Annotated in this window: 13 protein-coding genes; 11 read left to right on the forward strand and 2 right to left on the reverse strand. The window is 62.0% G+C overall.

Annotated elements, in window-relative coordinates; translation table 11 throughout:
* Window positions 1-121: 121 nt before the first annotated feature.
* Window positions 122-556, forward strand: coding sequence for a type II toxin-antitoxin system RatA family toxin (locus AB688_RS05750; RefSeq protein ID WP_054892629.1), 435 nt, complete (start codon window positions 122-124; stop codon window positions 554-556).
* Entirely contained in the window at window positions 549-851 is a 303-nt protein-coding gene (locus AB688_RS05755; protein WP_054892628.1) for an RnfH family protein, read from the forward strand. Before AB688_RS05750 ends, AB688_RS05755 begins: the two co-directional genes overlap by 8 nt.
* A gap of 69 nt (window positions 852-920) precedes the next feature.
* Here AB688_RS05755 and AB688_RS05760 read toward each other — a convergent pair whose 3' ends face one another.
* A complete protein-coding gene (locus tag AB688_RS05760; RefSeq protein ID WP_054892627.1) occupies window positions 921-1,442 on the reverse strand; it encodes an outer membrane protein assembly factor BamE in 522 nt (173 codons plus the stop codon).
* A gap of 97 nt (window positions 1,443-1,539) precedes the next feature.
* Between AB688_RS05760 and fur the strand changes: the two genes are divergently transcribed.
* Window positions 1,540-1,944, forward strand: coding sequence for a ferric iron uptake transcriptional regulator (gene fur, locus AB688_RS05765; protein WP_046788147.1), 405 nt, complete (start codon window positions 1,540-1,542; stop codon window positions 1,942-1,944).
* Between the two features lie 80 nt (window positions 1,945-2,024).
* Here fur and recN read toward each other — a convergent pair whose 3' ends face one another.
* A complete protein-coding gene (gene recN / locus AB688_RS05770; RefSeq protein WP_054892626.1) occupies window positions 2,025-3,698 on the reverse strand; it encodes a DNA repair protein RecN in 1,674 nt (557 codons plus the stop codon).
* A gap of 180 nt (window positions 3,699-3,878) precedes the next feature.
* Here recN and grpE point away from each other — a divergent pair, with 180 nt between their 5' ends.
* The 8 genes from grpE (at window position 3,879) to AB688_RS05810 (ending at window position 14,199) form a co-directional block, all read left to right on the forward strand.
* Window positions 3,879-4,433, forward strand: coding sequence for a nucleotide exchange factor GrpE (grpE, locus tag AB688_RS05775; RefSeq protein WP_054892625.1), 555 nt, complete (start codon window positions 3,879-3,881; stop codon window positions 4,431-4,433).
* A 101-nt stretch (window positions 4,434-4,534) separates the two neighbouring features.
* Window positions 4,535-6,460 carry a molecular chaperone DnaK gene (gene dnaK, locus AB688_RS05780; RefSeq protein WP_054892624.1) on the forward strand — a complete coding sequence of 642 codons (1,926 nt, stop codon included), beginning with the start codon at window positions 4,535-4,537 and terminating at the stop codon, window positions 6,458-6,460.
* Between the two features lie 201 nt (window positions 6,461-6,661).
* Window positions 6,662-7,786, forward strand: a complete 1,125-nt coding sequence (gene dnaJ, locus AB688_RS05785; RefSeq protein WP_054892623.1) for a molecular chaperone DnaJ — start codon at window positions 6,662-6,664, stop codon at window positions 7,784-7,786.
* A 13-nt stretch (window positions 7,787-7,799) separates the two neighbouring features.
* Complete coding sequence (gene dapB, locus AB688_RS05790) at window positions 7,800-8,606, forward strand: 4-hydroxy-tetrahydrodipicolinate reductase (RefSeq protein ID WP_063542722.1); 807 nt, start codon at window positions 7,800-7,802, stop codon at window positions 8,604-8,606.
* A gap of 222 nt (window positions 8,607-8,828) precedes the next feature.
* Window positions 8,829-9,965 (forward strand): glutamine-hydrolyzing carbamoyl-phosphate synthase small subunit, encoded by a 1,137-nt coding sequence (gene carA / locus AB688_RS05795; RefSeq protein WP_054892621.1) that lies wholly within the window; start codon window positions 8,829-8,831, stop codon window positions 9,963-9,965.
* A gap of 106 nt (window positions 9,966-10,071) precedes the next feature.
* The gene (gene carB / locus AB688_RS05800; RefSeq protein WP_063542724.1) at window positions 10,072-13,293 is read left to right on the forward strand and encodes a carbamoyl-phosphate synthase large subunit; all 3,222 of its coding nucleotides are present in this window, start codon (window positions 10,072-10,074) and stop codon (window positions 13,291-13,293) included.
* Window positions 13,290-13,772: a transcription elongation factor GreA gene (gene greA, locus AB688_RS05805; RefSeq protein WP_081255197.1), complete on the forward strand. Its 483-nt coding sequence runs from the start codon at window positions 13,290-13,292 to the stop codon at window positions 13,770-13,772. Before carB ends, greA begins: the two co-directional genes overlap by 4 nt.
* On the forward strand, window positions 13,750-14,199 hold the full coding sequence (locus AB688_RS05810; RefSeq protein ID WP_081255198.1) for an MFS transporter: 450 nt from the start codon (window positions 13,750-13,752) through the stop codon (window positions 14,197-14,199). The genes greA and AB688_RS05810 overlap by 23 nt, the downstream gene beginning before the upstream one ends.
* Window positions 14,200-14,203: the final 4 nt, after the last annotated feature.

The following is a 14,203-nucleotide window of genomic DNA, read 5'->3' on the forward strand; positions in this document are numbered from 1 at the left end:
TGGGGTTCGGTGCGCTTGAGCCAGCAGGATGAATCCCGGACAATGCAGGCCTCGTTCCGTTGTACGGAACCGTTCCGAAGCGCTGCGATGCGCTGCCGCCCAGCTTGGAAGTGATGCCTGGATGACTACCCATATTCAACGCTCCGCCCTGCTGCCATACCCTGCCCAGGCGCTCTACGACCTGGTCAACGACGTGGCCAGCTACCCTGAGTTTCTTCCCTGGTGCTCGGACTCGACGGTGCTCGAGGCGAGTGACACGCACATGCGGGCGAAGCTGGAGGTAGCCAAGGGTGGCATGAGCCAGCAGTTCGTCACGCGCAATGTGCTGGTACCGGGGCAATCCATCGAGATGAACCTGGAAGAAGGGCCCTTCACCCAGTTGCATGGTGTGTGGGTGTTCAAGGCGTTGGGCGAGAAAGCCTGCAAGATCAGCCTCGACCTGTCGTTCGATTACGCCGGGCCGCTGGTGCGCGCCACCCTCGGGCCATTGTTCAACCAGGCAGCCAACACCCTCGTCGATGCCTTCTGCCAGCGAGCCAAGCAGCTGCATGGCTGAGACGCTGGGTATCGAGGTGGCTTACGCGACTGCGGCACGCCAGTGGCTGCTGGCGTGCCGGGTGCCGCAGGGCGTGACGCTGCGTGAGGCCTTGCGCTTGTCTGGTATCGCTGCGCAAGTGCCAGGGCTGGATATTGAAAGCTGCCCGGTAGGCGTGTTCGGCAAGGTCGTCGCCGATCCGCAGCAGCGTCAGGTAGAGGAGGGCGAGCGCCTGGAAATCTACCGGCCGCTGCTGATCGACCCGAAGGCGATGCGCAGACAGCGAGCCGAAAAGGCCAAGGCTGCACGCGGGTAAGGTTGTTGCTGTATGCGCTGCGCAATAAAAAGCCCGGACCATGTCCGGGCTTTTTCATGGGCCATGCCGTTATTGCGGCGAGGTCTCCAGGGGAGCCGGTGTGGGCACCGGTGTCGTCTCGATGGTGTCGATTTCACGCTGGATCGACTCTTCCGTCGAGCCGGCCTTGGCTGGCTTCTCTGGCTGTTGAGACGGCTGGTTGGCCGGGCTGACGGTCGTGGTGCTGCTGCCCCCCAGGATTTCCTGGTCGCGGCTCACGCCTGGCATGAAATCGCCGGACAGGCTGACCAGTTGGTCGCTTTCGTTGAAGAAGATGCTCATGCGCTCCTGCTGGCGCTTACCGCCGCCAGGCTGGATGCTGTAGAGATAATCCCAGCGATTGGTGTTGAAGGTGTCCTGCAGGAGCGGGTTGCCCATGATAAACCTTACTTGCCGTCGGGTCATTCCGGGGCGCAATTGGTCTATCATGTCCTGCGTGACGACATTGCCCTGCTGGATGTCGATTTTGTAAACCCCGGGAAACGAGCAACCGGCGAGTGCGAGCAGTCCCACGAGGGTGAGGCTGGTTAGCAAGAGCTTGGTGTTTTGCATCGGTGGGCGACTTCCACTATCTTGGCTGGACAACGTAAACCCCGATCATACCCGTATTAAGAGAAGCTGCGAAGCAGCATCGGCGAGAAAGCTGACCATGGTTGAAAATAGCGAATTGCGCAAAGCCGGTCTCAAGGTGACCCTGCCTCGAGTCAAGATCCTTCAGATGCTCGATTCGACCGAGCAGCGTCACATGAGCGCCGAGGATGTCTACAAGGCGCTGATGGAAGCAGGTGAGGATGTCGGTCTGGCGACCGTCTACCGTGTACTGACCCAGTTCGAAGCAGCGGGTCTGGTGGTTCGCCACAACTTCGATGGCGGCCACGCGGTGTTCGAGCTGGCCGATGGCGGCCACCACGACCATATGGTCAACGTGGATACCAGCGAAGTGATCGAATTCATGGATGCGGAGATCGAGCGCCGTCAGAAAGAGATCGTGGCCGAGCATGGCTACGAGCTCGTGGACCACAACCTGGTCCTGTATGTGCGTAAGAAAAAGTAACGATTTCGATCGTTATGAACAGCAAAGGCGACCTTCGGGTCGCCTTTGTGCTTTCTGCCACGGATGAGAAGTGTGCTACCTCAGGCCTTGCCGCTAACCACCATCTTGCGCGCATGCGCCAGGGACTCCTTGGTCAGGTCTATCCCGCCCAGCATGCGTGCCACTTCTTCGACCCGCTCACGTTTGCCGAGGCTGGCCACGGCTGTATGGGTGGTGTCGCTGTTGCGCACCTTGTGCACGAACAGGTGGTGGTGCCCTTGGGCTGCAACCTGCGGCAGGTGGGTGACGGTCAGGACCTGGCCGCGCTCACCCAGGCGGCGCAGCAGTTGGCCGACGATCTCGGCGGTCGGGCCGCCGATGCCCACGTCCACTTCGTCAAAGACCAGCGTGGGAATGCGCGAGGTTTGTGCGGTGATGACCTGAATCGCCAGGCTGATGCGTGACAGCTCGCCTCCCGACGCCACCTTGGCCAGGCCCTTGAGCGGCTGGCCGGGGTTGGCGCTGACCAGCAGCTCGATCTGCTCCAGCCCGTGGGGCGAAAGCTCATCGCTCTCGTTCGGCGACAGCTCGATGCAGAAGCGCCCGCCAGGCATGCCCAGGCGCTGGATCTCCTGCTCGACCGCCACCGCCAGCTGCGCTGCGGCCTGGCGGCGCAGGTTGCTGAGCTCGACGGCCTTCTCTTTATAGTGCTGTGCATAGGCGGCCAGTTCGCCGCCCAGGCGCTCGATGGATTCATCGCTGGCGTTGAGCCCTTCGAGCTCCTCCATGAGGCGCTGTTGCAGGTGTGGCAGCTCGCTCGGGTGCACGCGGTGCTTGCGAGCGAGCGTATAAAGGGTGTCGAGCCGCTCTTCCAGCGCCTGCAGGCGCAGAGGGTCGGCGTCGAAGTTGTCGAGGAAGCGGTTGAGCTCGCCAACCGCTTCCTCGATCTGGATCTGTGCACTGGCGATCAGATTGACGGCCTCGCCCAATGCCTTGGGGGCATTGTTCACGGCGGTCAGGCGATTGAGGCTGACCGTCAGGGCGCTGAGCACGTTGCCGGAGTCGCTTTCGCTGCATTGATCGATGACCTGTCGGCAGATACCGAACAGGGCTTCGGCATTGGTCAGGTTCTTGTGCTCGTGCTCAAGCTGTTCCAGCTCGTTTTCGCCCAGGCCCAGATTGTCGAGCTCTTCGAGCTGGTAGCTCAGCAGCTGATGACGGGCGCGTTGCTCATCGCCGGAGTTGGACAGACGCTCCAGCTCCAGGCGGGTCTGGCGCCAGCGCTGGGCCGCCAGTTGCACCTGGCGGGCGAGGTCGGTGGCGCCGGCGTACTCGTCGACCAGGCGACGATGTGTGTCGGTCTTGAGGAGCGACTGGTGTTCGTGCTGGCTGTGGATGTCGATCAGCAACTCGCCGAGTGCCTTGAGGTCGCCGAGCGGGCAAGGGGTGCCGTTGATGTAGCCGCGGCTGCGGCCTTCGGCGGTGATCACTCGGCGCAGGATACATGGGCCGTCGTTGTCGAGGTCGCGCTCTGCCAGCCAGGTGCGGGCTTCGGGGATGTCGATCAGGTCGAAGGTGGCAAGCAGGTCGGCCTTGTCGGCGCCCGGGCGCACCACGCCGCTGTCGGCACGATCGCCCAGCGCCAGGCCGAGCGCGTCGAGCATGATCGACTTGCCGGCCCCCGTTTCGCCGGTGATCACCGACATCCCGCGGGCGAGTTCGAGGTCGAGGTGCTCGACGATGGCGTAGTTGTGAATGGACAGGTGCACCAGCATGAGGGCCGCTCCCGAAGGTCATGTCTGGTTATTTATACAGTACTTTTTTCGCGTCTGCCAATGCCCGCCTGTTGAATGTGGAAATGCCGCTTGCCCCTTGAACCTGATTTTTCCGACCCCATATAACCGGCAGACAAGGCAGGCATGACCTGTAACCAGAAATTGCGGAGGAGAGCACCGATGGCTGACGAACAGCTGGATGAACAAAACCTTAACGCCGAAGAAGCCGGATCCGAAGACCTCGGTGCCCGCGTCCAGGTGCTCGAGGAGCAGCTGGCCGCCGCCAAGGATCAGTCGCTGCGTGTGGCGGCAGACCTGCAGAACATCCGCCGTCGTGCCGAGCAGGATGTCGAGAAGGCTCACAAGTTCGCCTTGGAGAAATTCGCTGGCGACCTGCTGCCGGTGATCGACAGCCTGGAGCTGGCCCTGACCCACTCCAGCGCCGATGACGAAAACGTCAAGCAGATCCGCGAAGGTGTCGAGCTGACCCTGAAGATGTTCCAGGACACACTCAAGCGCTACAACCTCGAAGCCGTCGATCCTCATGGCCAGCCATTCAACCCTGAGCATCACCAGGCCATGGCCATGCAGGAAAACGCCGAGGTAGAGCCGAACAGCGTGCTCAACGTGTTCCAGAAGGGTTATCTGCTCAACGGTCGTCTGCTGCGCCCCGCCATGGTGGTGGTCAGCAAGGCGCCGGCAGCGCCCCAGCCTTCCATCGATGAAAAGGCTTGAAATCCACCGGGGCATCCCCATCTAGGTGTCAAGCCTTCAAGTATTACCGCAGTTGGCCAAAGTAGTCGCTGCTACCAAATTCAAGTTTCGGGAGAGTTAACATGGGCAAAATCATCGGTATCGACCTGGGGACGACCAACTCGTGCGTCTCCATTCTGGAAAACGGTAACGTCAAGGTCATCGAGAACGCCGAAGGTGCGCGTACCACCCCTTCGATCGTGGCCTACGCCAACGACGGCGAAATCCTGGTTGGCCAGTCGGCCAAGCGCCAGGCCGTCACCAACCCGCACAACACCTTGTTCGCAGTGAAGCGCCTGATCGGCCGCCGCTTCGAAGAAGACGTCGTGCAGAAAGACATCAAGCTGGTGCCTTACAAGATCGTCAAGGCCGGCAACGGTGACGCCTGGGTCGAGGCTGCTGGCAAGGAAATGGCTCCGCCGCAGATCAGCGCCGAAGTCCTGAAGAAAATGAAGAAGACCGCCGAAGACTACCTCGGCGAGCCTGTCACCGAAGCGGTCATCACCGTTCCGGCCTACTTCAACGACAGCCAGCGCCAGGCTACCAAGGATGCCGGTCGCATCGCCGGTCTGGACGTCAAGCGCATCATCAACGAACCGACCGCTGCTGCACTGGCCTATGGCATGGACAAGGCCAAGGGCGACCACACCGTCATCGTCTATGACCTGGGTGGTGGTACCTTCGACGTGTCGGTCATCGAAATCGCCGAAGTCGACGGTGAGCATCAGTTCGAAGTACTGGCCACCAACGGTGACACCTTCCTGGGTGGTGAAGACTTCGACATGCGCCTGATCGACTACCTCGTCGACGAGTTCAAGAAAGAGTCCGGCATGGACCTGAAGAACGATCCGCTGGCACTGCAGCGTCTGAAAGAAGCCGCTGAAAAGGCCAAGATCGAGCTGTCTTCCGCCCAGTCGACCGACGTCAACCTGCCGTACATCACTGCTGATGCAACCGGTCCGAAGCACCTGAACGTGAAGATCTCCCGCGCCAAGCTGGAGTCGCTGGTCGAAGACCTGGTCAGCCGTACTATCGAGCCTTGCCGCATCGCCCTGAAAGATGCCGGTATCGATGCGAGCAAGATCGACGACGTGATCCTGGTCGGTGGCCAGACCCGTATGCCGCTGGTACAGAAAGCGGTCGCCGATTTCTTCGGCAAGGAAGCGCGCAAGGACGTCAACCCGGACGAAGCCGTTGCCATGGGTGCAGCCATCCAGGGCGCCGTACTGGCCGGTGACGTGAAGGACGTCCTGCTGCTCGACGTCAGCCCGCTGACCCTGGGTATCGAAACCATGGGTGGCGTGATGACCGCGCTGATCGAGAAGAACACCACCATCCCGACCAAGAAGTCGCAGGTGTTCTCGACTGCCGACGACAACCAGGGTGCAGTGACCATCCACGTCCTGCAGGGCGAGCGCAAGCAGGCCGCGCAGAACAAGTCGCTGGGCAAGTTCGACCTGTCGGACATCCCGCCAGCTCCGCGTGGCGTTCCACAGATCGAAGTGACCTTCGACATCGACGCCAACGGCATCCTGCACGTAGGCGCCAAAGACAAGGCCACCGGCAAGGCTCAGTCGATCGTGATCAAGGCCAACTCCGGCCTGTCGGACGAAGAGATCGAGCGCATGGTGCGTGACGCCGAGGCCAACGCCGAGGAAGACCGCAAGTTCGAAGAGCTGGCCGCTGCCCGCAACCAGGGTGATGCGCTGGTTCACTCGACCCGCAAGATGGTCGTCGATGCCGGTGACAAGGCTACTGCCGAGGAAAAGGCTGCGATCGAAGCTGCCGTGGTTGCCCTGGAAGCCGCCGTCAAGGGCGACGACAAGGCCGCCATCGACGCCAAGGTCGAGGAGCTGTCCAAAGTCTCCGCGCCAGTTGCCCAGAAGATGTATGCCGAGCAACAGGCTCAGCAGCCTCAAGGCGGCGCCCAGCAGGCCGAGCCGGAAGCCAAGCACGATGACGTGGTTGACGCCGAGTTCGAGGAAGTGAAAGACAACAACAAGCAGTAATGCCTGCATGTTGTCGGCCAGTTCATCGCCATTGGTCGGTGAACTGGTAGGATGTCGCCGCGCGGGGGCTTGCTCCCGCGTTGGCGTGTCTGGAACACGGGAAATATTTCCAGCATCTGTCAGGGCGCATCAGGCGTGTTGCGGCAGGTGCTGACGGCACGGTGCACAGATGCCGAAAGCCCTCAAGAGTGCAAATGACCTATGGCAAAGCGTGATTTTTATGAGGTCCTGGGTGTCGAGCGCGGCGCCAGCGAAGGTGACCTCAAGAAGGCCTATCGCCGCCTGGCGATGAAGTTTCACCCAGACCGCAACCCGGGCGACAAAGAGTCGGAAGAGAAATTCAAGGAGGCCAACGAGGCCTATGAAGTGCTCTCCGACGCCAGCAAGCGCGCCGCCTACGATCAGTACGGCCATGCCGGTGTCGACCCGAGCATGGGTGGCGGCGGTGCCGGCTTCGGCGGCGCCAACTTCTCCGATATCTTCGGCGACGTCTTCAGCGACTTCTTCGGCGGTGGCCGGGGCGGTGGTCGTGGCGGCGCCCAGCGCGGCAGTGACCTGCGCTACACCCTCGAGCTGAACCTGGAAGAAGCGGTGCGTGGCACCACGGTCAATATCCGTGTGCCGACGCTGGTCAACTGCGCGCCGTGCGATGGTACCGGCGCCAAGAAGGGCTCGACGCCGTCGACCTGCCCGACTTGCGGCGGTATCGGTCAGGTACGCATGCAGCAAGGTTTCTTCTCGGTGCAGCAGACCTGCCCGCGTTGCCATGGCTCGGGCAAGATCATCACCGACCCGTGCAACTCCTGCCACGGCGAAGGCCGTGTCGAGGAATACAAGACCCTGTCGGTCAAGGTGCCGGCGGGTGTCGATACGGGTGACCGCATCCGCCTGTCTGGCGAGGGCGAGGCCGGGGCGCATGGTGGCCCGACCGGCGACCTGTATGTGGTCATCAGTGTCCGTGAGCACTCGATCTTCCAGCGCGATGGCAAGCACCTGTATTGCGAGGTGCCGATCAGCTACACCGATGCGGCGCTCGGTGGCGAGCTGGAAGTGCCGACACTGGACGGCCGGGTCAAGCTGAAGATCCCGGAAGGCACCCAGACCGGCAAGCAGTTCCGCCTGCGCGGCAAGGGCGTGGCGCCGGTGCGTGGTGGTGCGGCGGGCGACCTGTTGTGCCGCGTCGCGGTCGAGACACCGGTCAACCTGAGTCGCCGCCAGCGCGAGCTGCTTGAAGAGCTGCGTGATTCGCTCGATGGCGACAGCTCCCATTCGCCCAAGGCCAGTGGTTGGTTCGAGGGTATGAAGCGCTTCTTCGGCGATCTCTGACAAGGAACAGGCTATGCGACGTATTGCAGTGATGGGTGCGGCAGGGCGGATGGGCAAGATCCTCATCGAAGCCGTGCAGCAGCAGGCTCCCCAGGCGGGCCTGACGGCAGCGATCGATCGCCCGGACAGCACCCTGGTGGGGGCTGACGCCGGCGAGCTCGCGGCGTTGGGCCGTATCGGCGTACCGATTTCCGATGACCTGACCAAGGTCGCCGACGAGTTCGATGTGCTCATCGACTTCACTCACCCCTCGGTGACCCTGAAGAACCTGGCGTTCTGCCGCAAGGCAGGCAAGGCCATGGTCATCGGTACCACCGGTTTTTCGCAGGACGAAAAGGCCCTGCTGGCGGAGGCGGGCAAGGAGATTCCGATCGTCTTCGCTGCCAACTTCAGCATTGGCGTCAATCTGTGCCTGAAGTTGCTCGATACTGCTGCGCGGGTGCTGGGTGACGAGGTGGACATCGAGATCATCGAGGCTCACCACCGGCACAAGGTCGACGCGCCGTCGGGTACTGCGCTGCGCATGGGAGAGGTGGTTGCCCAGGCGTTGGGGCGCGATCTGCAGGAAGTGGCTGTATATGGTCGTGAAGGCCAGACCGGTGCGCGCAAGCGCGAGACCATCGGTTTTGCCACCGTGCGTGCCGGGGATGTTGTCGGCGATCACACCGTGCTGTTCGCGGCAGAGGGTGAGCGTGTCGAGATAACCCACAAGGCCTCGAGCCGCATGACCTTTGCCAAGGGGGCCGTGCGCGCGTCGCTGTGGCTCGATGGGCGCGAGCCTGGGCTGTACGACATGCAGGATGTGCTCGAGCTGCATTGAGCCGTCACTGCCGACGTCGTTCTGTCGCAATCATGTGTTTTAGAGGCACATATGCGGTAGACCGAAACCTCACTTTTCTGTAAACTACAGCTTTAGTGTATCCACTAAAAGCGCGCAGAGAATTGAATTCAGCACATAAAAGCGGGGTGACGTATCCATACGGCACTCCGCTTTTTTGCAACCTGCGATCGCCCCTTCATGCGTCATTTACGGGAGGTCTTCTTGACAAAGCCAGCCATACTCGCCCTTGCTGATGGCAGCATTTTTCGCGGTGAGGCCATTGGGGCCGACGGGCAAACCGTTGGTGAGGTGGTGTTCAACACCGCTATGACCGGCTACCAGGAAATCCTTACAGACCCTTCCTACGCCCAGCAAATCGTTACCCTGACTTACCCGCACATCGGCAATACCGGCACCACCGCCGAAGACGCCGAGTCCGATCGCGTCTGGTCCGCGGGCCTGGTGATTCGCGACCTGCCGCTGCTGGCCAGCAACTGGCGTAACACTCAGTCCCTGCCGGACTACCTCAAGGCCAACAATGTCGTGGCCATCGCCGGTATCGATACCCGTCGCCTGACCCGCATCCTGCGTGAGAAAGGCGCACAGAACGGCTGCATCCTGGCCGGTGACGATATCAGCGAAGAGGCCGCCATCGCGGCTGCACGTGCCTTCCCGGGCCTCAAGGGCATGGATTTGGCCAAAGTGGTCAGCACCAAGGAGCGCTACGAGTGGCGTTCCAGCGTGTGGGAGCTGAAGACCGACAGCCACCCGACCCTCGAAGCGTCCGAGCTGCCGTATCATGTCGTCGCTTACGACTACGGCGTCAAGCTGAACATCCTGCGCATGCTGGTTGCTCGCGGCTGCCGCGTGACCGTGGTACCTGCCCAGACGCCGGCAAGCGAAGTGCTGGCCCTCAACCCTGACGGCGTGTTCCTGTCCAACGGCCCTGGCGATCCCGAGCCGTGCGACTACGCGATCCAGGCGATCAAAGAGATTCTCGAGACCGAGACTCCGGTGTTCGGCATCTGCCTCGGCCACCAGTTGCTGGCCCTGGCCTCCGGTGCCAAGACCGTCAAGATGGGGCACGGCCATCACGGTGCCAACCACCCGGTCCAGGACCTGGATACCGGTGTGGTCATGATCACCAGCCAGAACCACGGTTTCGCCGTCGACGAAGCCACCCTGCCGGGCAATGTGCGCGCCATCCACAAGTCGCTGTTCGACGGCACCCTGCAGGGTATCGAGCGTACCGACAAGAGCGCGTTCAGCTTCCAGGGCCACCCTGAAGCGAGCCCAGGCCCGACCGATGTCGCGCCACTGTTCGATCGTTTCATCGATGCCATGGCCAAGCGCCGCTGAGCATCCTGCATCAAGGCCCCGGACCGGCACACGCCGCGTCCGGAAGCGCCTGACCCAGATTGTTCAAGACGGCTTGCCGACTGACCCGCGGATTTGAGTGACAACCATGCCAAAACGTACAGACATCAAAAGCATCCTGATTCTCGGCGCTGGCCCGATCGTGATCGGCCAGGCCTGCGAATTCGACTATTCCGGCGCCCAGGCCTGTAAAGCCCTGCGCGAGGAAGGTTTCCGCGTCATCCTGGTGAACTCCAACCCGGCCACCATCATGACCGACCCGGCCATGGCCGACGCCACCTACATCGAGCCGATCAAGTGGCAATCGGTGGCCAAGATCATCGAAAAGGAGCGCCCTGACGCGGTGCTGCCAACCATGGGCGGCCAGACGGCACTGAACTGTGCCCTGGACCTGGAGCGCCACGGCGTTCTGGAAAAGTTCGGTGTAGAGATGATCGGTGCCAACGCCGACACCATCGACAAGGCCGAAGACCGTTCGCGCTTCGACAAGGCGATGAAGGACATCGGCCTGGAGTGCCCGCGCTCCGGTATCGCCCACAGCATGGAAGAGGCCTACGCGGTTCTCGAGAAACTGGGCTTCCCGTGCATCATCCGTCCTTCGTTCACCATGGGTGGCACCGGTGGCGGCATCGCCTACAACCGTGAAGAATTCGAAGAAATCTGCACCCGTGGCCTGGACCTGTCGCCGACCAAGGAACTGCTGATCGACGAGTCGCTGATCGGCTGGAAGGAATACGAGATGGAGGTGGTCCGCGACAAGAAGGACAACTGCATCATCGTCTGCTCCATCGAGAACTTCGACCCGATGGGCGTGCACACCGGTGACTCCATCACCGTTGCTCCCGCACAGACCCTGACCGACAAGGAATACCAGATCATGCGCAACGCCTCGCTGGCGGTGCTGCGTGAGATCGGTGTCGAAACCGGCGGTTCCAACGTGCAGTTCGGTATCTGCCCGAACACCGGTCGCATGGTCGTGATCGAGATGAACCCGCGGGTTTCGCGCTCGTCCGCCCTGGCTTCGAAAGCGACTGGCTTCCCGATCGCCAAGATCGCCGCCAAGCTGGCCATCGGCTACACCCTGGACGAACTGCAGAATGACATCACCGGTGGTCGTACCCCGGCGTCCTTCGAGCCGTCCATCGACTACGTCGTAACCAAACTGCCACGCTTCGCCTTCGAGAAATTCCCGAAAGCCGACGCCCGCCTGACCACCCAGATGAAGTCGGTCGGTGAAGTCATGGCCATTGGCCGTACCTTCCAGGAGTCCCTGCAGAAAGCCCTGCGCGGCCTGGAAGTTGGCGCCTGCGGCCTGGACCCGAAAGTCGACCTGGCCAGCGCCGATGCCTCCAGCATCCTCAAGCGCGAGCTGACCGTGCCGGGCGCCGAGCGTATCTGGTACGTGGCTGACGCCATCCGCTCGGGCATGACGATCGAAGCAATCTTCGAGCTGACCGGTATCGACCTGTGGTTCCTGGTGCAGATGGAAGATCTGATCAAGGAAGAAGAGAAGGTCAAGACCCTGGCCCTGTCGGCCATCGACAAGGACTACATGCTGCGCCTCAAGCGCAAGGGCTTCTCGGATCAGCGCCTGGCCAAGCTGCTCGGCATCACTGACAAGAACCTGCGTCGTCACCGCCACAAGCTGGAAGTGTTCCCGGTCTACAAGCGCGTCGACACCTGCGCGGCCGAGTTCGCCACCGACACCGCCTACCTGTACTCCACCTACGAGGAAGAGTGCGAGGCCAACCCGTCGACCCGCGACAAGATCATGATCCTGGGTGGTGGCCCGAACCGTATCGGCCAAGGTATCGAGTTCGACTACTGCTGCGTACACGCAGCCCTTGCCCTGCGTGAAGACGGTTACGAGACCATCATGGTCAACTGCAACCCGGAAACCGTCTCCACCGACTACGACACCTCCGATCGCCTGTACTTCGAGCCGCTGACCCTGGAAGACGTGCTGGAAGTCTGCCGCGTCGAGAAGCCGAAGGGCGTGATCGTCCATTACGGCGGCCAGACCCCGCTGAAACTGGCCCGTGCCCTGGAAGAAGCCGGTGTGCCGATCATCGGTACCAGCCCGGACGCCATCGACCGCGCCGAAGACCGCGAGCGCTTCCAGCAGATGGTGCAGCGCCTGAACCTGCTGCAGCCGCCAAACGCCACCGTGCGCAGCGAAGAAGAAGCCATCAACGCTGCTGGTGGCATCGGCTACCCGCTGGTCGTGCGTCCGTCGTATGTCCTGGGCGGTCGCGCCATGGAGATCGTCTACGAGCTGGACGAGCTCAAGCGCTACCTGCGCGAAGCGGTCCAGGTGTCCAACGACAGCCCGGTCCTGCTCGACCACTTCCTTAACTGCGCCATCGAGATGGACGTGGACGCTGTCTGCGACGGCACCGACGTGGTGATCGGCGCGATCATGCAGCACATCGAACAGGCTGGCGTTCACTCCGGTGACTCGGCGTGCTCGCTGCCACCTTACTCGCTGAGCCAGCAAGTGCAGGACGAAGTCCGCGTTCAGGTCAAGAAAATGGCCCTGGAACTCGGCGTTGTCGGCCTGATGAACGTGCAGCTGGCCCTGCAGGGCGACAAGATCTACGTGATCGAAGTCAACCCGCGCGCTTCGCGTACCGTACCGTTCGTGTCCAAGTGCATCGGCACCTCGCTGGCGATGATCGCGGCCCGCGTCATGGCTGGTAAAACCCTCAAGGAGCTGGGCTTCACCCAGGAAATCATCCCGAACTTCTACAGCGTCAAGGAAGCTGTCTTCCCGTTCGCCAAGTTCCCAGGGGTTGACCCGATCCTCGGCCCTGAGATGAAATCAACCGGTGAAGTCATGGGTGTCGGTGACAGCTTCGGTGAAGCCTTCGCCAAGGCCCAGATGGGGGCCAGCGAAGTGCTGCCGACCGGCGGTACCGCGTTCATCAGCGTGCGTGACGACGACAAGCCACAAGTGGCTGGCGTTGCCCGCGACCTGATCGCCCTGGGCTTCGAAGTGGTTGCTACTGCCGGCACCGCCAAGGTTATCGAAGCGGCTGGCCTGAAAGTGCGCCGTGTGAACAAGGTGACCGAAGGTCGTCCGCACGTGGTCGACATGATCAAGAACGACGAAGTGTCGCTGATCATCAACACCACCGAAGGCCGCCAGTCGATCGCCGATTCCTACTCGATTCGTCGCAATGCGCTGCAGCACAAGATCTACTGCACGACCACCATTGCGGCAGGTGAAGCCATCTGCGAGGCGCTGAAATTCGGTCCCGAGAAGACCGTTCGTCGCCTGCAGGATCTGCATGCAGGACTCAAAGCATGAGCATTACCAAGTACCCGATGACCGTCCAGGGCGCTCGCGCCCTGGAAGAAGAGCATTTGTTCCTGAGCAAGACCGAGCGTCCACGTCTGAGCCAGGCGATCGGCGAGGCTCGTGAGCTCGGCGATCTCAAGGAAAATGCCGAGTACCACGCCGCCCGTGAGGAGCAGGGCATGGTCGAGGCGCGTATCCGCGACATCGAAGGGCGTCTGCAGAACTCGGTGGTGATCGATGTCACCACCATCGCCCATACCGGCAAGGTGATTTTCGGGACCACCGTGGATCTGGAGAATACCGAGACCGGCGATCAGGTGACCTACCAGATCGTTGGCGAGGATGAAGCGGACATCAAGAAAGGCAAGCTCTCGGCGAGCGCGCCTATCGCCCGTGCCATCATTGGCAAGGAAGAGGGTGATACGGTCGTGGTCAAGACGCCGAGCGGCACCGTCGAGTACGAGATTGTCGAAGTCAAGCACATCTGATCGGCGCCAGCGCGCGCCGTCCCTCGAGGGCATCCTCTGGCAACTGGCCCAGGTATTCTGGGTCGGTGGTCTGTGGGTGTTTCATGTGGGGCTGGTGCCGGCGCTGAAGGTCAGCGGCCTTGCGCCATTATTGGTGCAGGACATCGCCGGGCAGATCGATCGCTGGTTGATCGGCGTGGCGCTGCTCGGGCTGTTGACCCAGTTGGCAGTGCTGGCGAGGGTGGATGGCCTGGCGGCTTGGTGGCGGCAGTTCCGCGGCCAGATGCTGTTGCTCGGCTTTGGTGCCTGTGTCGGCTACTACACGCTGCGCTACGGGATTTCCGTAGGGGAGCGCTGGCAGATGTTCTGTTTCCTGGTGCTGGGCTTTTCTGGCATCGTGCTGGTGGCCCAGCCGGTCCCGGTCAGGGTGCGCAAGGCGCGCCACTGACCGG

It is taken from the genome of Pseudomonas putida (assembly GCF_001636055.1).
GTDB classification, from domain to species: Bacteria; Pseudomonadota; Gammaproteobacteria; order Pseudomonadales; family Pseudomonadaceae; genus Aquipseudomonas; species Aquipseudomonas machongensis.

What these genes read in the sequence shown, in the direction of transcription:
- AB688_RS05750 (WP_054892629.1), top strand. Translation starts at nt 122, where the DNA reads ATGACTACCCATATTCAACGCTCCGCCCTGCTGCCATACCCTGCCCAG.
- AB688_RS05755 (WP_054892628.1), top strand. Translation starts at nt 549, where the DNA reads ATGGCTGAGACGCTGGGTATCGAGGTGGCTTACGCGACTGCGGCACGC.
- AB688_RS05760 (WP_054892627.1), bottom strand. Translation starts at nt 1,442, where the DNA reads ATGCAAAACACCAAGCTCTTGCTAACCAGCCTCACCCTCGTGGGACTG.
- fur (WP_046788147.1), top strand. Translation starts at nt 1,540, where the DNA reads ATGGTTGAAAATAGCGAATTGCGCAAAGCCGGTCTCAAGGTGACCCTG.
- recN (WP_054892626.1), bottom strand. Translation starts at nt 3,698, where the DNA reads ATGCTGGTGCACCTGTCCATTCACAACTACGCCATCGTCGAGCACCTC.
- grpE (WP_054892625.1), top strand. Translation starts at nt 3,879, where the DNA reads ATGGCTGACGAACAGCTGGATGAACAAAACCTTAACGCCGAAGAAGCC.
- dnaK (WP_054892624.1), top strand. Translation starts at nt 4,535, where the DNA reads ATGGGCAAAATCATCGGTATCGACCTGGGGACGACCAACTCGTGCGTC.
- dnaJ (WP_054892623.1), top strand. Translation starts at nt 6,662, where the DNA reads ATGGCAAAGCGTGATTTTTATGAGGTCCTGGGTGTCGAGCGCGGCGCC.
- dapB (WP_063542722.1), top strand. Translation starts at nt 7,800, where the DNA reads ATGCGACGTATTGCAGTGATGGGTGCGGCAGGGCGGATGGGCAAGATC.
- carB (WP_063542724.1), top strand. Translation starts at nt 10,072, where the DNA reads ATGCCAAAACGTACAGACATCAAAAGCATCCTGATTCTCGGCGCTGGC.
- greA (WP_081255197.1), top strand. Translation starts at nt 13,290, where the DNA reads ATGAGCATTACCAAGTACCCGATGACCGTCCAGGGCGCTCGCGCCCTG.